20 protein-coding genes are annotated in these 20,808 nt (G+C 50.6%); 10 read left to right on the top strand and 10 right to left on the bottom strand.

Annotated features, from left to right (window positions below; translation table 11 throughout):
- Positions 1-53 precede the first annotated feature (53 nt).
- Positions 54-890, bottom strand: coding sequence for a hypothetical protein (locus RQP52_RS25675; RefSeq protein WP_315954473.1), 837 nt, complete (start codon positions 888-890; stop codon positions 54-56).
- A gap of 85 nt (positions 891-975) precedes the next feature.
- Positions 976-2,424 (bottom strand): amidase family protein, encoded by a 1,449-nt coding sequence (locus RQP52_RS25670; RefSeq protein WP_315954472.1) that lies wholly within the window; start codon positions 2,422-2,424, stop codon positions 976-978.
- Positions 2,425-2,555: 131 nt separating this feature from the next.
- Between RQP52_RS25670 and RQP52_RS25665 the strand changes: the two genes are divergently transcribed.
- The 5 genes from RQP52_RS25665 (at position 2,556) to RQP52_RS25645 (ending at position 6,320) form a co-directional block, all read left to right on the top strand.
- Complete coding sequence (locus RQP52_RS25665; protein WP_315954471.1) at positions 2,556-3,095, top strand: NUDIX hydrolase; 540 nt, start codon at positions 2,556-2,558, stop codon at positions 3,093-3,095.
- Between the two features lie 16 nt (positions 3,096-3,111).
- Positions 3,112-4,047 carry a helix-turn-helix transcriptional regulator gene (locus tag RQP52_RS25660; protein WP_315954470.1) on the top strand — a complete coding sequence of 312 codons (936 nt, stop codon included), beginning with the start codon at positions 3,112-3,114 and terminating at the stop codon, positions 4,045-4,047.
- Positions 4,048-4,116: 69 nt separating this feature from the next.
- Positions 4,117-4,617, top strand: a complete 501-nt coding sequence (locus tag RQP52_RS25655; RefSeq protein ID WP_315954469.1) for a DinB family protein — start codon at positions 4,117-4,119, stop codon at positions 4,615-4,617.
- A gap of 37 nt (positions 4,618-4,654) precedes the next feature.
- Positions 4,655-5,536, top strand: coding sequence for an SDR family oxidoreductase (locus RQP52_RS25650; RefSeq protein WP_315954468.1), 882 nt, complete (start codon positions 4,655-4,657; stop codon positions 5,534-5,536).
- 49 nt (positions 5,537-5,585) lie between these two features.
- Positions 5,586-6,320: a DUF421 domain-containing protein gene (locus tag RQP52_RS25645; RefSeq protein ID WP_326062573.1), complete on the top strand. Its 735-nt coding sequence runs from the start codon at positions 5,586-5,588 to the stop codon at positions 6,318-6,320.
- Positions 6,321-6,341: 21 nt separating this feature from the next.
- Here RQP52_RS25645 and RQP52_RS25640 read toward each other — a convergent pair whose 3' ends face one another.
- Together RQP52_RS25640 and RQP52_RS25635 are read right to left on the bottom strand one after the other, a co-directional pair.
- On the bottom strand, positions 6,342-6,932 hold the full coding sequence (locus RQP52_RS25640; RefSeq protein WP_315954466.1) for a TVP38/TMEM64 family protein: 591 nt from the start codon (positions 6,930-6,932) through the stop codon (positions 6,342-6,344).
- Positions 6,933-7,154: 222 nt separating this feature from the next.
- A complete protein-coding gene (locus RQP52_RS25635) occupies positions 7,155-7,688 on the bottom strand; it encodes a GbsR/MarR family transcriptional regulator (protein ID WP_315954465.1) in 534 nt (177 codons plus the stop codon).
- 251 nt (positions 7,689-7,939) lie between these two features.
- On the opposite strand from RQP52_RS25635, the gene RQP52_RS25630 reads away from it, so the two are divergent.
- Positions 7,940-9,640: a hypothetical protein gene (locus RQP52_RS25630; RefSeq protein ID WP_315954464.1), complete on the top strand. Its 1,701-nt coding sequence runs from the start codon at positions 7,940-7,942 to the stop codon at positions 9,638-9,640.
- Between the two features lie 331 nt (positions 9,641-9,971).
- Here the strand turns inward: RQP52_RS25630 and RQP52_RS25625 are convergent, their stop codons facing one another.
- The 4 genes from RQP52_RS25625 to RQP52_RS25610 all read right to left on the bottom strand — a co-directional run bounded on the left by RQP52_RS25625 (position 9,972) and on the right by RQP52_RS25610 (position 16,104).
- Positions 9,972-11,657, bottom strand: coding sequence for a glycerol-3-phosphate dehydrogenase/oxidase (locus RQP52_RS25625; protein WP_394358175.1), 1,686 nt, complete (start codon positions 11,655-11,657; stop codon positions 9,972-9,974).
- Between the two features lie 167 nt (positions 11,658-11,824).
- Positions 11,825-13,324 carry a glycerol kinase GlpK gene (glpK, locus tag RQP52_RS25620; protein ID WP_315954463.1) on the bottom strand — a complete coding sequence of 500 codons (1,500 nt, stop codon included), beginning with the start codon at positions 13,322-13,324 and terminating at the stop codon, positions 11,825-11,827.
- A gap of 17 nt (positions 13,325-13,341) precedes the next feature.
- A complete protein-coding gene (locus tag RQP52_RS25615; protein WP_315954462.1) occupies positions 13,342-13,905 on the bottom strand; it encodes a glycerol-3-phosphate responsive antiterminator in 564 nt (187 codons plus the stop codon).
- 198 nt (positions 13,906-14,103) lie between these two features.
- Complete coding sequence (locus RQP52_RS25610) at positions 14,104-16,104, bottom strand: TetM/TetW/TetO/TetS family tetracycline resistance ribosomal protection protein (protein ID WP_315954461.1); 2,001 nt, start codon at positions 16,102-16,104, stop codon at positions 14,104-14,106.
- Positions 16,105-16,211: 107 nt separating this feature from the next.
- Between RQP52_RS25610 and RQP52_RS25605 the strand changes: the two genes are divergently transcribed.
- Complete coding sequence (locus tag RQP52_RS25605) at positions 16,212-16,943, top strand: DNA-3-methyladenine glycosylase family protein (protein ID WP_315954460.1); 732 nt, start codon at positions 16,212-16,214, stop codon at positions 16,941-16,943.
- Between the two features lie 293 nt (positions 16,944-17,236).
- On the opposite strand, the gene RQP52_RS25600 is transcribed toward RQP52_RS25605, so the two are convergent.
- Both RQP52_RS25600 and RQP52_RS25595 read right to left on the bottom strand, forming a co-directional pair.
- Complete coding sequence (locus RQP52_RS25600) at positions 17,237-17,806, bottom strand: TetR/AcrR family transcriptional regulator (RefSeq protein WP_315954459.1); 570 nt, start codon at positions 17,804-17,806, stop codon at positions 17,237-17,239.
- Between the two features lie 20 nt (positions 17,807-17,826).
- Positions 17,827-18,552, bottom strand: a complete 726-nt coding sequence (locus tag RQP52_RS25595) for an MBL fold metallo-hydrolase (protein WP_315954458.1) — start codon at positions 18,550-18,552, stop codon at positions 17,827-17,829.
- A gap of 154 nt (positions 18,553-18,706) precedes the next feature.
- Here RQP52_RS25595 and RQP52_RS25590 point away from each other — a divergent pair, with 154 nt between their 5' ends.
- The 3 genes from RQP52_RS25590 (at position 18,707) to RQP52_RS25580 (ending at position 20,776) form a co-directional block, all read left to right on the top strand.
- Positions 18,707-19,783, top strand: coding sequence for a M42 family metallopeptidase (locus RQP52_RS25590; protein WP_315954457.1), 1,077 nt, complete (start codon positions 18,707-18,709; stop codon positions 19,781-19,783).
- Positions 19,784-19,902: 119 nt separating this feature from the next.
- Positions 19,903-20,340, top strand: a complete 438-nt coding sequence (locus tag RQP52_RS25585; protein ID WP_315954456.1) for a GNAT family N-acetyltransferase — start codon at positions 19,903-19,905, stop codon at positions 20,338-20,340.
- A gap of 43 nt (positions 20,341-20,383) precedes the next feature.
- The gene (locus RQP52_RS25580; protein ID WP_315954455.1) at positions 20,384-20,776 is read left to right on the top strand and encodes a DUF2500 domain-containing protein; all 393 of its coding nucleotides are present in this window, start codon (positions 20,384-20,386) and stop codon (positions 20,774-20,776) included.
- Positions 20,777-20,808 lie beyond the last annotated feature (32 nt).

The raw sequence follows: 20,808 nt of genomic DNA, 5'->3' as shown, positions 1-20,808 counted from the left end.
ACAAGAAGACCGCCAAATCAGGAGCACGAGCCCCTAACTTGGCGGTCTTTTATTCAATGATTATGATAGTTCTTGACGACAGCAGACTCTTTCAATACCCATCTGCCCTTCTTCCACTGCCACAGAGAGGTAGCGTAACCAAGCGTATCGGCGTTCGCAATGCCGGTAATACGCTGCACTCCCCTCAGATCACACTTCCCGCTTCCACCCTTATCAACAGGCTTCAAAAGGCTGTATGCATCCACATTCACGATAATCGGCTTAACCACCTTACCGTCTTTGTACACACCAAACTGTTCGTAATCGTCTTTCCGGTCTTTGATATTGATATTGAACGATTTACCGCTCTCTTCGATCTTCATTTTCACCACATAGTTGTTCTTAAAAGTCGCATAGACGCGAAGCGGTGCAGGCAGCGGGATTGCGGTCGGCACATTATTTTTTAGTGAATAGAGATAAAAGGTCGATAATCCGCCGCTTCCCCCATTTTCCGCGGAAACATAAATTTGAGGCAGCTTCTCGCCGATAAAATCGCAGAACTGCATGTTCGGATTGTATCCGCCTTGCAGAGGGATAACGACTTGCGTTTGCCCTGGGCTCGTTACAACAATGAACAACTGGTCATAGTACGGACTGTTCATCTCCAGCTTCGTACCGGAAAGAGCCACCTGATCCAGCACGCCATCGCCTGTCACATCGATGTCACGCGTCTGAATGAGCTGCGCTTGTCTAAGCTGTCCAGGCTGCTGCTGAGACGGTAGCGACGCTGGAAGCTCTTCGTTGTTCGCTGCTTGAGCCACAACCGTCCCCTGGCCCCCTAAGGATAGGCACCCCAGAAGCAAGCCTACTACAGCTGTTTGCAGCGCTATTTTAGCGCTTTTTTGAAACATGTGAATCATCAGACTCCCTTGACTTGGATTTGAATACGGCTTATTGTTTCAAATTTTTCCAAGTTGTATGCGGGAATCTGGCGTTTTACAGAATAGGAGACCGACGATATTTCGTTGCCTGCTCAAATGCATACCCCAAAGCCAAAAGCTTTCCTTCGCTGAACGCTCCAGCGGAAAACATGACGCCCATAGGCCCGTCAGCTGTATAACCGGCAGGCACGTTCAGCAGCGGATAGCCGGCACGAGCCGCAATGTCATAACCTTCATCGCCAGGAAAAAACAGCGCATCCAGTTGATGCTCCTCGAGCACATGATCAATGCCGCGAGAGCGTGTAAGCTCCTGATATTTGACTAAATTGCGGAGATAATCATCCTCTGTCAATGTACCGCTGGTTTCTTCTGACCAAATCAGTGTATTTTGCCCATAGACCAACGCCTTCTCTGCATGCTCATGATTGAACGCAATAACCTCCTGCAAAGTATGCACTGGGATGGAGGCATCGAGCTTGGCTAAATAGTCGTTCAGGTCTTTTTTGAATTCGTATCGCAATACGTCTGAATTCCACTCCTCCTGCTCGCATGGAAGCGATACGGGATCAATCACAACAGCACCCTGCTCGCGCAGCACTTGGATAGCATTTTCGGCAATACGTTGCGCTTCCTCATTCAAATTTTTGTAGAACCATCGGGGAATACCAATTATAGCCCCTTGAAGGCTATCAGCATCCAGAAAGGTTGTGTAATCACTCTGCCTAGGACTGTTCCCTTCACTGGCCAGACTCAAAGGGTCACGTGCATCCACGCCAGTCAGCGCTCCGAGAAGCAGCGCAGCATCCGTAACTGTCCGTGTCATCGGTCCAGGGGTATCCTGCGAGTGAGAGATGGGAATGATGCCAATACGGCTTAGCAATCCTACCGTAGGCTTGAGACCAACCAAGCTGTTATGATGCGCAGGGTTCACGATAGAACCGGATGTCTCCGTCCCGATAGCCGCTGCTGCGAAGCTGGCTGCGGTTGCTGCGCCGGAACCCGAACTGGACCCGCCAACCTCGAAACGTCCCGGACCGTAAGGGTTCAGGACTTGTCCGCCTCGGGAACTATACCCTGAGGGCATCGGTCCGGACATGAAATTGGCCCATTCGGTCATATTCACTTTCCCTAACAACACAGCCCCGGATTCCCGCAGTTTGGCGGCAATAAAAGCATCCTCAGCTGCAAATGACTGCGCCAAGGCCATAGAACCGGCACTCGTATGCATACGGTCACCCGTATCTATATTATCCTTAAGCAGGATCGGAATGCCGTGCAGCGGACCTCGGCTTCCCTGCTTTTGACGCTCATCATCAAGCGCTTGTGCAATTTGAAGCGCATCCGGATTGATTTCCAACACTGCATTGATGGTCTTATTAAATTTTTCAATTCTTTTTACATAGAAAGCAACCAGATCGACGGCACGGATTTCACCTGCTTCCATGGCTTTTTGCATTGTGATGATATCGGCTTCTACAATCCACTCTTCCGGTTTTTCAGACAAATTTGATCGCCTCCTGTAAGTTTCGAGACATGACTACCTAAGTTATACTATACTCTTGGTGTGGGTATTTTTGGAATGCATTCCAGCGGGTATTTTCCGCTCTTCAAATAAGGCAGGTGATCCTCGTGCAAATGATCAAACGAATAACAGACAGCGATATGTTGGGCGGCGATCCTGTATTTATAGACCGCGTTTCCCGCTATTCATCCCGGGGCATTCTCATTGACGGCTTGATGAACATTGCGATGATGTATTTATCGGAATCAGATCTGTACAAGCTGCCTGGCGGCGGGATTGAGGACAATGAGCTACCGAAGGCTGCTTTTTTGCGAGAAATCAAGGAAGAGACCGGCTATGAGGCGGAAATTACGCATGAATTAGGCATTATCGAGGAGCATAAGAACCGTAATCATTTTATGCAGCTTTCCTACTGTTACATTGCCAAAGCGCACCACCCTTCCAGCGCCCCTTCCCTAACAGAGAATGAGTTGAGACTGGGGATGTCCGTCGCCTGGATGACACTCGATGAAGCATTGGACGTAATGGCTACCTCCCTGCACAAATGTCAGCGTTATTCGGCCAAATTCATGCTTTTACGCGATAGAATCATTTTGGAACATGCCGTTAACCTTTTAACCGGACAAGACGGGGCGAAAGGAACGTATTTTTAATCCGTGAGGTGTTTTTTTGAAAATCGACCGTTTACTAGCGATCACCATGCTGCTGTTGAACCGCCGAAGAATAAGTGCGAAGGAGCTTTCGGAGCGTTTCGAAGTGTCTCTGCGAACTGTATACCGGGACGTCGAAGCCATTAACCAAGCGGGTATCCCTATCGTGTCATTTGCCGGGTTGAGCGGTGGGTATGAAATTATGGACCAGTACCGATTGGAGCGCCAATTTCTCTCCCTGGAAGAGCTGCAATCCATTATCGTCGGGTTAAAAGGAATCCGTTCCACAGTCGGCGACCAGGAAATCGGCAACCTGCTTGATAAAGTCGGCGCACTCGTAGCGAAGTCGGAACAAAACACGGCCGCCAGATTGGACGACCAACTCATCATTGATATGAATCCATGGCGACGAGGCAGCGAGGATAAAGAGAAGCTGAACATGCTGCGATCCGCCATTAAGGAATCGAGGCAAATCTCCTTTCAATATATTTCTTCACAAAGCGAACAGTCCATTCGCACAGCGGAGCCTATGAGCATCGTCGCCAAAGGTTTCGGCTGGTACTTGTACGGCTACTGCCTGCTGCGTCAGGATTTTCGGATTTTCCGGCTAAACCGCATGAAGGAAATTGAAGTGCTCTCGGAGACGTTTGAACGCCGGGCTGAGGTGAAAGCACCGTTTCAATATGGCTGGGGCAAAGGAGATCCATCCACATTAATTAATCTGGTTTTGCATGCGCAGCAAAGCATTCAGGCGCAGATTGAGGATTATTTCCAGCCGAAGCAGATCGCTTATCAGACGGACGGCTCCATGATCATTACCGCCAAACAGCCGGACGAGCCCTGGCTGCACAGCCTGCTGCTCGGTTATGGGCCTAGTGTGCGAGTTCTCGAACCCGCCCATCTGGCGGCCGCCATTAAAGAAAAAGCTGAAAAAATTGTTCAGCTCTATTCCTAACACTGACATTATGCTGTCAGTCATGGTTGTCTATACTTAGGGTATATCCAATCTAAGGAGGCTTTCCTCATGTTTAAATCAATTCAAGATTTCGTGAACGAATGGAACGAAGAATCCACAGCGACACAACGTGTACTCGACACACTTATAGATGCATCCCTGAAGCAACAAATCTCACCGGACTTCCGCACACTCGGACAGCTAGCCTGGCATATCGCTACAACCATCCATGAAATGTTATCTCGCGTAGGTCTCGCTTTTGAAGCACCGGAAGGTGATGAGCATGCGCCTGCCTCAGCCAAAACCATAGCCGATGCTTACCGCGCTACATCAGCGGCACTGACAAGTGCCATCCAGTCCCAATGGACGGATGCCAAGCTTACGGAATCCACCGACATGTACGGCCAAATGTGGCTGAATGCGACAACGCTGCGTATGCTGATCTCACACGAAATCCACCACCGTGGTGAAATGATCGTTTTGATGCGACAAGCCGGTCTACGCGTTCCGGATATTTACGGACCCACTCGCGAAGATTGGATAGAAAGAGGCATGCAGCCGCTAGTCTAATTGACAACTCGAGCCTTGCAACCCTTCATGGGCTATAATGGAAGAAAAGCCCAAGGAGTGGTTTCGCTTGCACAATCAAACCGTCATCGTTACCGGCGCTAATTCTGGAATGGGACTCTCGACAACCGTGGAACTCGCCCGTCAGGGCGCTTACGTGATCATGCTGTGCCGCAGTCAGCCAAGAGGCGAGCTGGCGCTTGCCGAAGCACGCCGTCAGAGCGGTTCAGACCGCATCGAGCTTATGCTTTGCGATCTAGGCTCTCTCGCCAGCGTTCGCGCGTTCGCTGACGCCTTCCTCGCCAAACATAAAGTGCTGGACGTGCTTGTAAACAACGCAGGCGTCGTCACCGTGAAACGGCAAACAACGTCCGACGGTTTCGAAGCGATGCTTGGCGTAAACCATCTGGGCCACTTCCTGCTGACCCAGCTGCTGCTCGAAGCCCTGATTCGCGCCCCGCAGGGGCGGATCGTCAATGTCTCCTCAGGCGCCCACAAGATCGGGCACTTCGACTTCAACAACCCTCACCTGACCCAAGGGTTCAGTGTCTGGAGAGGCTATTCGCAATCCAAGATTGCGAATATTTGGTTTACACGCGAGCAAGCCAAGCGTCTTGCGGGCACAGCAGTGACGGTGAACGCGCTGCATCCCGGCGCGGTCGGCACGAATATCGGTGTCGATCGGGACACCGGATTCGGCAAGGCCGTTCACCGCTTGCTGCGGCCCTTTTTCCTAACGCCGGCACAAGGCGCGGAGACAGCCATTTTTTTGGCGTCCAGTCCGGATGTGCGCTCCGTTAGCGGCGAATATTTTTATAAGAAGAAGATTGCGCCTGTCTCCGAGAAGGCCCTAGATGATAAATTCGCCGAACAGTTCTGGGCATGGAGCGAGCGGGAAGTCGGATTAAGGCCTGAAAAATAAGGGGAGAATAATCAGGTTTACGATCCTGATACACGGAGTGTGACTTCGATTGGACTTCTTTCATAGCCAGGAATCCTTAACTGCGCTTGAATGGATGATGAGAGCTGTTGTGGGCTACTTTTTCCTGCTCATTGCCGCTAAATTGCTCGGACAGCGCTCCATTTCTCAGCTTAGATTCCTGGATTTCATCATTGCATTAATTTTGGGAAACATTATTGCCCACCCTCTCTCGGATGAGCGTTTATCGTTGACCGGCTCTATGATTTCCACCACCGTACTTGTAGTCTTGTACATCTTTACATCCTGGTTAAGCCTGAAGTGGAACGTGCTTAAGCATTTTCTGGATCCGGCGCCTTTGACGCTGATCAAGCACGGGAATATGGTCATGAAAAACTTACGCAAAGCGCGCATTTCGGTAGACCATCTCTTTTCTGAACTGCGGAAGCAGCAGATTGAGGATATTGATAAGGTAGCTCTTGCTTTATGGGAGCCAGGGGGAACGATTTCCGTATTCCTTGAGGCGCAGCACCAACCAGTTACACCCAAAGACATGCACATTCCCACCTCCTCTTTCTCATTAGTTAAGCCGATTATTGTTGAAGGTACGATGAATGAGAAACAGCTAACTCAGCAAGGAAAGAACAGAAAATGGCTTGAAGCCCAGATTCATGCTAATCAGGTTGATTGGGAGGATGTCGTGCTGGCCACCATGGATGATCAAGCTCAAATACGCGTATATACAGAGGCCGATACGACCGAAATAAATGAACGAACGCCTTCCTGAGAAGCGTTCGTTCATTTTTAATTAATGACTAAAACGTTTTTCGATTCTTTTACTAATCACCATCGAAGCCCCTATGAATAGAACGACGTAAATAAGTCGGGACGGATTCTCGATAAACCGATGAATATCATAGCCGATAAAGGAAACCGACATCACCATAACCGCTTTGCCGGCAAGCACAGCAACCAGAAAGGAACGGAATCTCATCCCGACTAACCCTGCCGCCATATTGATGACGACGAACGGTCCCACGGGAAAGAGACTCAGCAGAAACACATAATTAAAAGCCTGCCGGCGTGCCCAAATCAGACTTTTCTGCACCTTAGGTTTCTGCGACCACCGCACTAAATAGGGATGTCCAGCCACTTTTTTCACAATCGCGAACGTCACCAAACATCCGCCTACGATCCCGATCCATGAGTACAAAAAGCCGAGCCATAGCCCGTATACAGCCGCATTCACGCTAATAATGACAAGTGTCGGCAGAGGAGGGATGAACGATTTCATAAAAGGTAGAAGAAGACCCGGCAACGGGCCCAGCGACCGGTATTTATCGACCAGCATGGCCAAGTTCTCTTCCGTCATATAAGACAGAAGCTCTGATAATCCCATTGGGAAACACCTACTTTGCTTGCAATAATGAATGGCGGAAGCGCCGCCGTCTATAGGCATGATAGCATATTTTACGAGATTGGAGCACGTTTTGGGGACTATCCCAGACAACGAAAACGGGGCTGACTCAACATGTCGGCAATGACCTGTTGGATAGCCCCTTTCAACTCAGGATATTCGAAAAAAAAGCCCATCGAGCCGTGTAAACGGTTACGATAGACTCTACGTGTTCTTTTCTTTGGCTTTCTTGCGATCAACCACACACTGCTCCCACTTCTCCTCTACTTCCTTGATCATAGGATGCAGCATATCGTACATCGCAGCCAGTAACGAAAATCTTTGGGAAAAATGCTCCAGCGATTCCTTCTGCTCTGAACTGCAAGTTTCGATATTGGGGATTTCTTGTACGGTTTTCTCCGCCCATTTATGAAATAATTCCAAATCCTGAACGATTTTGCGAACGTGATTCAGACTATAGCTTTCAGAAACATAGTAATAATCTCTTCGATCATTGGTCGAAGGCATCTTCTTGCACATGCCCATTCTTTCCATATTGCGTATTTGAATGCTTACAGCAGCTTTGGTAACGCCAAGCTGTTCCACAATATCCTGTAAACTAAGAGGACAAGTAGCGAACATAAGCTGTGCGAATATTTTCCCAACAAGCGGACTAAAGCCTTTTTTTTCGTAATTCAATGACATAAAATCGCTAATTGTTTGCTTCCACTCAGAGAAAGTCTGTTCATGTTGATCCATCCCTACTCTCCTCCTCTGTGAAAAATTAAGATATCAAGGATAATTGTAGTCAAAAAAAAACAGCCAGTCAACTTTAATGTCGAAATATTGACAAAAATCGATATTGTGAACATTGTGTAACATTTCACAATCCGGAATTGACAATACCCGTCAGCGGATTTATATTATGATCATTAACAACGTTGTTAACGATAAATACTAACGCAATGCAGTTAGTGACATTTTATAGATATACGAGGGAGATGTTTCGAGTGAAGAAACCATTCAAAATTTTATCAACAGGTACACTTGCTGCCGCAATTCTGCTTTCAGGCTCTGCTCTTACTGCAGGTAAAGCATTCGCTGACGAAGCGGTTCCAGCAAAATCAACTTTGCAAGCTGATTCTTTTGCAAACCAACTCATCAGCTATCACCTTTCCATCCTTGCTAAGGATGCCGCTCAAGCCACCGGCAAAGACGAAGACGATATTAGAGACGCTCTTGCTGTTGGAGACACGCTGCCTGAAGCTACCGGTATTAGCAGCACTGATCTGCTTTCTGATTTGACACCCATCATTAACTTTGATTTACATAAGGCAAGCAGCTACGGCATCATTTCAGCTGACGAATTGTTAGCTAGTGAAGCCGCAGTAGCTGAACAACTGGGTGCCATCCTGGAAACAAAAGGCGATAAGCTCCCTACTGCTGACACCAACGCAATTCTGGCTCATCTTGTTATGAATCGATTGGACAGCGTCGTGCGTGATACAGCCAGCTTTGCAAGAAAAGATCAAAATGACATTTCCGAAGCTCTTCGCCAAGGGAATACACTCGTTCAATCAGCAACATCTTTGGATCCAGGCGAGTTAAAAGATGATTTGCTGGGCTTGCTTAAACAAGATCTGCAATTCCAGGTCTCTATGTACGGAGCGTCTCAAGCTGATGCCGATCGTTTCTACGCCCTAGGCGCAGGTAAACTATCCGAAATCATTAATACATCCGGCTACAATCCGGATAGCGTGAAATGGGCAGCTAAAGATTTAAGTAAACTTGTTGCTAGTCGCATTAACCATGTTATTACCGACACAGCTTTCTTCGCTAGAAAAGATGAGAAAGACGTTCGCGAGGATTTGCTCCAAGGCAAAACACTTGTCGCTTCAGCAGCTAATTTAGATCCAGGCGAACTCAAAGAAAAAATTTCGAATGTCATTCGCCAAGATCTTGATTTCGTAGTCGCTATGGGGCAAGCTACTCAAGAAGATGCTAACAAGTCTTATGCAGAAGCTGTTTCTAAAATTGCGGATATCATTAATACACCTGGTTACACTCCTGAGACTACCGCGGTTCAAGCGGATCTGCAAAAGGTCATTCAAGCTCGTATCGATCGCGTGATCAATGATGCAGCTGTCTTCGGTAAAAAAGAAGAGCGCGATGTTCGCGAGGACCTTCGTCAAGGTAAATCGCTAGTTGCCTCCGCAGCAAGATTGGATCCAGGCGAATTTAAAGAAAAAGTTTTGAACCTTCTGAGACAGGATCTTGATTTCCAAGTATCTTTGAACCGTGCTACACAAGAAGATGCTAATAAATATTACTCCGAAGGAGCTGCGAAGCTTACGGATATTATCAACACACCTGGTTACACACCTGAATCCGTTACAGCTCAGGTCGATCTGGAAAAGGTCATTCAAACTCGTATCGATCGCGTAATCAACGACACCGCTGTTTTCGGTAAAAGAGAAGAGAAAGACGTGCTTGAGGATCTTCGCCAAGGTAAAACCCTTGCGGCTTCTGCGGCTAACCTAGATCCAGGCGAATTGAAAGAAAAGGTTCTGAAAGTCCTTAGACAAGACCTTGATTTCCAAGTTTCCATGCACCGTGCAACACAAGCAGATGCAGATAAGTACTACTCCGAAGGAGTTTTGAAGCTCTCAGAAATTATCAATACACCCGGTTACACACCAAGCAAAGCCTAATCGTTAATCTTTAATTGAAAAAGAGCTGTCTCATAGGTCAATCCCGACCTTATGAGACAGCTCTTTTTGCTTTTCCTTAACGCCGATTTCCCCTGTTATTCACCGCATCTAGTCCACTTTAAACAACTTTAATGGAATTCCTGCAGTTAATTCCACGAAATCTAGCAATTTTCGTCCATTATCCGATGAATTAGCTGGAGCTTCTCCCCCTATTGCTTAGCCCAGACCAACGCAGCTCCGATTAGCGGTAGTTTTTCCTTCTATTATAGCGGAGGCAACATTAGCCAGCTTACATGCTACATGTACGAGCCGCTGAACCCCCCGCTCGAGCTCACGCCTCGAGCGGGTTCACCGCCTCATGGAGCAACCGCTCCAACTCGGCGGTGTAAGCCGCCTGCTGCGCTTCATCCCAGCCGAAGCGCTCCGCCATGAAGGCGATGGCTGGCGCCTTCCACTGCCGTGCCCACGCGATATCGAAGAAGAGGGCCCCCGTGCGGCGGATGAAGAAATCCGCCGGTTTCACGGCCATCTCGCACTCGATCGCGTACACGAGCGAAGCGAGTACAGCGGCGGGCATCTTCCGGCACTCCGCCTCATTCCAGTACTGCGCCACCAAGGCAAACACGGCATCCACATTGGAGCCGTACCGCCGCGCCAGCAGCGCAGCCTCAGCACTAGTCAGCCCGAGCCGCTGGCCCTGGCTGATCTTGCTCTGCAAGAACGACTCCAGCTTCGCGGAGCCGCCGACCTCGCCGCCGGAAATCGGCAGCGTGCGAGTACGGCTCGGCGACAACGCCGTCGCCGAAAACAGGCCCTCCGCCACCAGCATGGCGGCGATCTTGTCCACGACCGTCTCCGCCATTTTGCGGTAGCCGGTCAGTTTGCCCCCGGCCATCGAAATCAGGCCGGAGTCCGACACGAAGATTTCATCGCGGCGCGAAATCTCCGAAGGATCTTTGCCCTCCTGATGGATCAGCGGGCGCAGCCCGGTCCAGCTCGACTCCACGTCCGCTTCCGTCAAGCCGAGGGTCGGGAACATCTCGTTCGCGGCGCGCAGCACATAGGCGCGGTCTGCCACGGTGATTCGGGGATTCACGATATCCCCTTTATAGTTCGTATCCGTCGTCCCGACGTAGGTTTTGCCGTCACGCGGAATGGCAAACACCATGCGCCCATCCGGTGTATCAAAATAAATGGCCTGGCGCAGCGGGAATTTGCTCTGATCAAACACCAAATGTACCCCTTTGGTCAAATGCAGCGTCTTGCCTTTCTTGGAATGATCCATTTCGCGCAGCGTATCCACCCAAGGTCCAGCTGCATTCACAATCTTGCTCGCGTATAGCGAGTAGGACGAGTTCCCGCCGTCACCACCCAGCTGATCCGTCACCCGAACGCCAACCACTTTCCCGTTTTTCACCAACAGCTCTTCGACTTTGGCGTAATTCACGGCTTGTGCGCCAAGCTCCACAGCCTTCTTCATAACTTCAATCGTCAGACGCGCATCATCCGTGCGATATTCCACATAATAGCCGCCGCCTCTCAGATCTTTCTTTTTCAATAACGGTTCATGCCCTAGCGTTTCCTGTGGACGAAACATTTTACGGCGCTCCGCTCGTTTCACTCCCGCTAAGAAATCGTAGACCCTTAAACCAAGAGAAGTAGACAGCTTGCCAAACGTGCCCCCTTTGTAAAAAGGCAGCAGCATCCACTCCGGCGTCGTAACATGCGGACCATTTTCGTACACAATCGCGCGCTCTTTGCCCACTTCAGCGACAACCTTCACATCCAGCTGTTTCAGATACCGCAGCCCTCCGTGCACAAGCTTCGTCGACCGGCTCGACGTTCCCGCAGCAAAATCCTGCATATCAATCAGCGCTGTGCGCAGCCCCCTGCTCTGGGCATCAAGCGCGATGCCTGCGCCCGTAATTCCTCCTCCGATTACGATTAAATCAAATGTCTTCTCCGACATGGTTTGCAGCATTTCTTGTCTTTTTACCCCGCTAAAGCTATCTGTCACTTCTCGCATCTCTGTCATTACAGTCATCTCAATAATCTCCCTTCGTATATGAAAAATAAAAAGCCGCAACAAACCTAACACGCTATCACGTGCAGGCCGCTGTGGCTTCTCCCTAGTCTCCAACCAAATTATTAACTTGTTATAAGTATATCATAGCATGAACCAAATTATTTAAAAGCCATCGCGGCTCCAACTGCTTTTTTCCAACCACTGTACAATTGTTCTTGACGTTCCGCTTCCATCACGGGCTTGAATGCCTCATCCACCTGCCATTGCGCCGCAATTTCAGCTTGATCTTGCCAAAAACCTACAGCCAGCCCAGCCAAAAATGCTGCGCCAAGCGCCGTCGTTTCACTGATGACCGGCCGCTCTACCGTGACGCCTAGCATGTCGCTTTGGAATTGCATAAGGAAGTTGTTTCTCACGGCGCCACCATCGACCCGCAACTTTGTGAGCTGAATGCCGGAATCGTCTTCCATCGCCTGCAGCACATCTTTTGTCTGATAAGCAAGGGATTCGAGCGTTGCCCGGATAAAATGTTCCTTGGATGTCCCCCGCGTCAACCCGAATATCGCGCCTCGAACGTCGCTATCCCAATAGGGCGTGCCCAGACCGACAAAAGCCGGAACGACATACACACCGTCCGTCGACTCCACACGTTGGGCATAAACCTCAGTGTCCTGCGCCATTTTGATCATCCGCAGCCCGTCTCGCAGCCACTGAATCGCAGATCCCGCTACGAAAATACTGCCTTCCAGCGCATACTCCACTTTCCCGTTCAGCCCCCAAGCAATCGTGGTCAGAAGCCCGCTGCGCGAAGGAATCGCATGATTGCCTGTGTTCATCAGCATAAAACAGCCGGTGCCATAGGTGTTCTTGGCCATCCCTTTTTCAAAACAAGCCTGCCCGAACAAGGCCGCCTGCTGATCACCCGCCGCACCTGCAATCGGGATCGCCGAGCCGAATAAGAGATTTTCCTGCGTATATCCATACACTTCCGAAGAAGAACGCACCTCAGGCAGCATGGAAGCCGGAATATCCAGATAACCTAACAGCTCTTCATCCCACTTCAACTCATGGATATTATAGAGCAGCGTTCGCGAAGCGTTGGAATAGTCCGTCACATGCGCCTTGCCGCCGGTTAGCTTCCAAATCAGCCAAGTGTCCATCGTGCCAAACAGTAAATCGCCACGCTCCGCTTTCTCTTTTGCGCCATCCACGTGGTCCAAAATCCATTTGATTTTGGTCCCTGAGAAGTAAGCGTCTATTAAAAGCCCTGTGCGCTCGCGAAAAATATCGTTAAGCCCTTGCGCCTTGAGCGCTTCGCAAATATCTGCTGTCTGGCGAGACTGCCATACGATGGCATGATACACCGGCATTCCCGTATGCCGATCCCAGACAACCGCCGTTTCACGTTGATTCGTGATGCCAATGCCTGCAATCTCCGCTGCCTGAATGCCGGTTTCCGACAAAACCGCCGCTATGACACCTTGAATCGATAGCCATATTTCATTCGCATCATGCTCTACCCAGCCCGGCTTCGGAAAATGCTGCTTAAATTCCTGCTGGGACGTGTGCACGATGCTCCCTTTTTGATTAAATAGAATCGCCCTGGAACTTGTCGTTCCCTGATCCAGCGAAAGAATATAGGAAGAGGCTTCTGCCATTGTTCTACCTCCAAAAGTTAGGATCGTTGATGATACTGCTGCCACAGCTCTGTGTTCGACGTCGTGACGGCTGTCGCCCCAGCTCCTAACGCCTGCTCCACATCGCCTACAGAACGAATGAGTCCTCCTGCAAAAATAGGAATACCCGAACGTTCCTTCACTTCCTTAATAATGTGCGGAATAATGCCAGGAAGGACCTCGATGTAATCTGGCTGCGTTCGTTCCAGAAGCGTATAGCTCTTTTCGAGTGCGCTGCTGTCCAGAAGAAAAAGGCGCTGAATGGCGATGAGCGCATTCTGTTTCGTTTTCGTGATGACCGTTCCCCGTGTAGAAATGATCCCGGCAGGACGAATGCTTTGGCATAGAAATTCAGCCGCATACTCGTCATTTTTGAGTCCTTCAATCAAATCCGCGTGCAGCAGCAGCTTCTTGCCGTTTGCCCGTCCCAGATCAACGATGCTTTTCAGCTGTCCAATATGGCTGTCCAGCAGCACAATATACGTATAAGAGGATTTCAGCAGCTTCTCTAAATCCTTCATTTTGCGAATCGCCGGTAAAATCCGTTGCTCCTGCAAAGACAAGCTCATCATCTCCGTTCACTCGTTCCTGTGCACGCCCCTGGGGGATGACAACAAAAAAACTCACCAAAAGATATGCCCATTCCTATGAAAATGGCAATCCCTTGTGAGTCTCCTGTTCTCCGTCACATGTTATTAACTTACTTCCCATTGTACTGACACCTGCCCCACCTGTCAATGAGAACAGCCGCCCATTCTAAGTCATGTTGATAACGCTTTGCGCACGGCTAAAATGTATTTGGATTGATCGAGCGGATTCACGCCTCGCCGCTTCCGCTCGGCATGCACATCCGGCGGACTCGGCTGGTAGCCTCCGAACGACGAAGTGATAACCCCTCTGCCTCCGGACATCGCACTAAGCTTCACCGGATAGTCCAGAGAGGTGGCAACGGGCAGTCGGCCTTCTACGACAAACCGATCGCCGCTCAGCTGCGGCGGGTCAAAACTCGCCCGCATTTGCACCAAATCGCTCAGCACCTTGCCTCCGTAAGCCTCTGGAACGGTAATGCGAACTTGCAGCATCGGCTCAAGCAGCGTAGTCCCTGTTTGCACCAAACCCTGCATGAGACCCATCGGTGTCGCAACAGCAAAATCAAGCGGATGCGTATGCCATACATGATGTTCGCCCTCCACGAGCGTTACCTTGAGATCGGTAACTTCCCAACCGAATAGCCCTTGTTGCAGCGCTTCCGGCACCCGGCGCTCCACTTCGCTCTGGTACTGTGCCAGCAATTGATCGGCGCGTACCTGCGACGAATACACGAGTCCGCTGCCCGGCGCCCCGGGTTCGATGCGGAAGCGCAGTATGGCCCAGCACGGCTTGGGCATTGTATAAGCAATGAAGCCTTCACCTGCCTGAGAAGGCGTTTCTTTGTAGATCACGGAAGGCTGATCGAACCTTGCTTGCAGCCCGAATCGCGAAGCCAGCAGACTGGTCAGAATCTCAAGCTGGATGGCGCCCATCACCTTCACATGCAGCTCGCGTTCCTCCTGCAGCCACTGGAGATCAAGCAGCGGATCCTCGTCCGTAAGCTCCTGCAGCGCTGCGACGAGCGCAGGATACTGCGCGTCGCTCTCCGCATGCACCTGCACGGTCAACAGCGGCACGGCAAGCCGTGGAGCCGGCGGTACCGCATCAGGCCGGCCCAGCACGTCGCCGATCCGCACCTGCGTCAAGCCGCAGACAGCTGCGATGTCGCCGGCCGCGACATAACCGATATCTTCGGCGCGGCGGCCGTCGATTTTGCGAATCTGGGTTACCTTCTCTTCCACGCCCCGCGTGGCATTGAGCACGGTGTCCCGGTTGCGGATCGCCCCCTCGTAGAGGCGGACGTACGCCATTCTCCCCATGGTCTTGTCCCGCTCGACCTTGAACACCACGGCCGATAGCGGCTGCTCCGCGCTGCCGCTAGGCCCGGGCAAATAATCGAGGATGGCCTCCATCAGCTCCTCGATCCCTAACCCTTTGCTCGATGCTCCGACAAGCAAAGGAAAGGCCCGCCCCTGCCGCGCATAGCGCTTCAGGGCTGCTTTTACTTCGCGTGCCGGGATGGGCACGCCTTCAATGTAGCTCGTGAGCAGCTGCTCATCGAGCTCGGACAGCTTTTCGACCGCTGCCGCGAGGTCGAAGCCGGGCGCGCCGGACGCGCCCTCGATCAGCACGTTCTCCGCGCCGCGGAACGTGTCTTCGACGCCGAGCGGTGCATAGATCGGCACCGCCATGCCCGTGAGCTGCTTCTCTATGTCGCGCAGCACTCTGTCCGCGTCCGCGCCTACGCGGTCCATTTTATTCACATAGAGCAGGGTTGGAATTTTAAGCGATTGCAGCGCATGCCAAATCATCTCAGTCTGCGACTGCACCCCTTCAACGGCAGAAACAATCAAAATCGCGCCATCCATCACGCGCAGAGAACGCTCCACCTCGGATAGGAAGTCTACATGTCCAGGAGTGTCTACCAGATTAATAGAAGTTTCTTTCCATGTAAAAGTGGTTGTTGCACTGCGCACCGAAATGCCGCGCTCTCGTTCCACGTCCATAGAATCTGTTTGCGCGGTGCCGCTATCTACACTGCCTAGGGCGCGAATTCGCCCGCTATGATAAAGCAAATGTTCCGTTGTTGTCGTTTTGCCCGCGTCCACGTGAGCGAAAATGCCCACATTTCTTCGCGGAATAGCTTGATCCTTGCCCATTTCGTCGGTCATTGAAGTGCTCTGCTCCTTCTATTTACCAGCCTTTGTCTCCCTATTATACTTGAAGAATGGACACCTACGTACATTTACCCGTTAAACTTTTGAGGAGGTAAGCGGCTATGTTGGATATCGATCCCTCTAACTCTAATGAACAAGATTCACCCGTCTCTTTGCGTACAACGATTCTGCTGCATAAGGAACATCCTGCTATCCTGACGCTTTCTGAAGCTGACCATCGTTTAGCCTGCCTTATTCGCCTTGTTGGCGAGCTGACTTTGACAACAAGTGCCTCCCCCTTCGAATCGCTGGCGATGTCAATTATCTCCCAGCAGCTATCGACCAAAGCGGCAGCTACCATCAAAGCCAGAGTGAAAGGGATCGTTCCCGAATTCACTCCGGAGCTTGTGCTCGCCACGGATGAGACTGCCATTCGGCAGTGCGGAGTCTCTTTTCCCAAGATCCGCTATATTCGCGATCTTAGCATGAAAGTCATAGCCGGAGATCTGCGATTGGACGCCTTGCATGTGCTGGATAACGAGGAGCTCTTGAAGCAGCTTACAAGTGTCAAAGGCATTGGAATTTGGACAGCAGAAATGTTCATGATTTTTGCTTTGGGTCGGCAGGATATCATGTCCGTCGGTGATGCCGGTCTCCAGCGCGCTGCCCGCTGGCTGCACCAATTGGAGGAGCGCAAGGATGGCAACTACTTGGGGCAAATCGCCCCGGCATGGTCCCCGTACCGGAGCTTCGCCTCGCTTTATTTATGGCGTGCCGTCGATATGGGCTTCGTTGACTCCGGGCTTCCGGTGGAAGTCTGTCTGGACTCGTCGATGATTGCCGAGGAGACGTGAGGTAGCAGCAGATCCGCTTCATTGGACAACTTCCAATGAAAACACCAATAATGAACCCCAATTGCACATTTGGTTGGACATAATCCAATGAGACTGCAATATCCGGTGCTATAGAAGCTTGATTAACTGACTTCATTGGATTTCATCCAATAGAATCACAAATCAAGCCTTCATGCCACTGTATTCGTTGGATTTGGTCCAATGAACACAACTAACAGCAAAGCCTGACGGATCAATTTTTCCGTCAGGCTTCATTATGTCACTTGCTATGTTGCACTTTCTGCAGTACACCATCAAGACTCCGCCGTCCGAAGTCCCCTTAGATACGTCTTAAGCAGTCGCCTCAAACTCTCATCGCGTTCGAGTCCCATGCGGAAACCATTCCTGTGCTCAAGCGACGCGAAGCCATGCACCATACTCCGAAAGCCGCGCACCACATGCAACGCATCCTCCTCACTGAGTCCATACGGTTCAAGAATCCGCAGTAAAAAAAACACAACCTCGTTGCCAGCCTCCTTCAACTCCGGATCTTCATAATCAGGCAAGATGGAGATAGCCTCATACAGACCCGGATGTTTCCGGGCAAAATCCACGTAAGCAAAACCTACAGCTAACAAAGCATCATCTTTCGCTTTTCCAATTACCGCATCGACCATGGCGGCTTTGATGAGCATTAGTCCACGCCGGGAAAGCTGCGTCCGCAGGTCTGGCAAACCTTTAATATGATTATAAAGCGATGGCGTTTTTACGTTTAATTTGGCTGCTAATGCTGCTAATGTCAGACCTTCTACCCCCTGTGTATCTGCCATTTCTATTGCTGCTTGCAGCACGTTTTCTGCGTCTAGTCCTTGTCGTTGCGCCATAGATGTCCCGTCCCTTTTATCTAAATGTTTGCCGCTGTCATCTGAAATTTCTGAGCTGCCTCCGCAATGGCGCGGTCGATCACCGCAAGCGGCTGTTCAATCATTACACCGTGCCCGACTGCAAGAAGACTTGGAGACAGTTGTCTCAATTTGCGCGCGCTCTCCAGCGACACTTCTTTGTTCCATGTAGCCATCGCCGGGAATGGAAACCAGAACTTCATCAAACCGGAAACCGCCACCCCACCGCGAACTTGAAAAGCGTCACCGGCAATCAATGCACGGCTGCGCACATCCATGAAGGCCATCGATCCCGGCGTATGCCCTGGAGCCGAAATGGCTTGGAGCGAGCCTACGTAGTCGCCATCTTTTAACAACACATCCGGCTTCGTCTGCACCGACTTCGGAACGTCTCCTTTGATCGGTAAATTCGGCTCACCGGCCTCCAGTTCCTTGCTGCCCGCCAGCAGCTTGGCATCTCTTCGCGAAATATACACCTTCGCCTGCGGCAGGACTTTTTTCAAACCATCCAATGCGCCAATATGATCGCCATGTGCGTGCGTAAGTACGATGCGTGTAATTGGTTTCCCGATGCTCTCTGCGGCCTGAAGAATACCTTTCACACTGAATGGCAAAGCCGCATCAACCAGCGTCAATTCATTCTCTTCCTCCACCAAATAACAATTTACCGGAAAAAATCTCGGCATAAAAGACACCTGATACAAAAAACCTATTTTCGTTACCTTCATTTTGAACGCCTCCCGTTTATTATCTATATAAGTATAATAACTAATGTCATTAGTTTTGTAAAGCTGTCTTTGGCCTAAATCTCATTTATTTTTCTGTTATGATAAAATAACAGTTATCGCACTACCTAATCATGTAAAAAAGTGAGGATTTCCAATGAACACTGAAACTTTAGAGCTTTTTCGTACATTAACCGAACTCCAGGCAGCTCCTGGATTCGAACGAGACATCCGCAAGTTTGTCCGCGGTGAAATGGAGAAATACACCAACGAGTTCGTCCAAGATGGCCTCGGAAGCCTATTCGGCATCCTGCGCGGCGACGAGGGCGGTCCGAAAATCATGGTTGCCGGTCATTTCGACGAGGTTGGCTTCCTGGTTAGCGGCATCACCGAGCACGGCACCATCAAATTCCAGCCCCTCGGCGGCTGGTTCAGTCAAGTGCTGCCCGCCCAGCGCGTGCAGATCATGACCGAGCAAGGGCCGATCATCGGCGTGATCGGCTCGGTGCCCGTGCACTTGCTGGACGAGGCGGCACGCAGCAAGCCCGCAGACATCAAGACGATGTACATTGACATCGGCGCAGAAGATAAAGCCGATGCCCTCGCCATCGGCATCATGCTCGGGCAGCAGATTGTTCCCATCTGCCCGTTCACACCCCTGGCCAATCCGAAGCGGATTATGGCCAAAGCTTGGGACAATCGCTACGGCGTAGGCCTGGCGATTGAACTGCTGAAGGAGCTTCACGGCGGGCCGAAGCTCCCGAATGTCCTGTACGCCGGCGCTACCGTACAGGAAGAAGTTGGCGTGCGCGGCGGACGCACGGCGGCGAATCTTATCCAGCCGGACTTGTTCTACGCGCTGGATGCCAGTGCCGCCGGGGATATGACCGGCGACCGCAATGCTTTTGGGCAGCTGGGGCGCGGAGCGCTGCTGCGCATTTTCGACCCTACGATGATCACGCATCGCGGCATGGTCGAGTTCATTCTGGATACGGCGGAGACGCACAAGATCCCGTATCAATATTTTATTTCGGCCGGCGGTACGGATGCCGGACTGGTGCACGTGCAAGGTACCGGCATTCCTTCTGCCGTGATCGGTGTCTGCGCGCGTTATATTCATACTTCCGCGTCGATTCTTCACGTGGATGACTATGCCGCAGCGAAAGAACTGCTCATCAAGCTCGTGCAAGCGAGCGACCGTACGACGTTAAACACGATCCATGCGCAAGCGTAATTCGTGGCTTCTGACGCTCTACCCGCCCTTCGGCGGGTTTTTTTATACAAATGTAGAACTCATGTTCCAATATATGGTATAATTAGCAGAATCATAGGATCATAGAAAGAAGGCCCGTAATGACGTATATCATTCGAGAAGCAAACCCCCAAGATACGAAAGAAATCAGCAATTTTGTTTCCAAGCGGACAGGCAAGATGATTTCCCCTTTGCACATTGAAAATAGGTTACATTTTATGCGTAATAATCCCGATGAATCCCTCTATGTGTACGAAGAAGAGAACCAAATACTTGGCACTCTAGGGTTTCGTATTCGTCAAGCGGATGATGCCGTTGTGAAGTTTAGCGAAGTCTCCGTGATATCGATTGAAGAAACAGACAGCAGCCAAGCAGCAGCTGATAAGCTAAAAAGCTATGCAGAGCAGCTGGCCCAAGAGCACGCTTGCTCCGGGATGTGGTGGATCACAGGTTCGGAGAACCATGGGGATAGCCGGAAAGCGCAGCAACCGCTTGGTTTTCATGAAACCGGATATCGATTCGTCAAAAGATTCCTCTAAAAAGGTCCGCGAATTGACTACGAAACTTTGAGGAGTGATTATTATGTCAACAGGCTTCAACACAGGAGCCTTTCCTAATCAGGGCAGTGTAGACCTTTTTATGGTTATTTTTACAATTATGGCGGTGCTTATTGGCGGCTTTATTTTATTTGCCATTATCAAAGGATTTATCACGTGGTCTTCCAATAACTCAGCCCCCATCGAAAACCTGACCTGTAGAGTTGTAGCCAAAAGAATGCAGGTTAGCGGAGGGTCCGGGGATTCGAGCGCTAATACGAGCTATTATGCGACCTTTGAATTTGAGGATCGCCAAAGATTAGAATTGCGTGTCGGACGGGATCAGTTCGGCTATATTGTAGAGGGAGATCAGGGAACACTGACTTACCAAGGAACCAGATTCAAAGGATTTTCTCGCCATTTATCTTTTCAAGCTTAAGAGTGTTCGATATCCGCAAATAATATATTTAC

Origin of the sequence: Paenibacillus violae (assembly GCF_032461945.1) — a bacterium.
Taxonomy (GTDB): Bacteria; Bacillota; Bacilli; order Paenibacillales; family NBRC-103111; genus Paenibacillus_E; species Paenibacillus_E violae.
The sequence above is the reverse complement of the archived record's forward strand: the minus strand, read 5'-3'. Positions and strand labels throughout refer to the sequence as shown.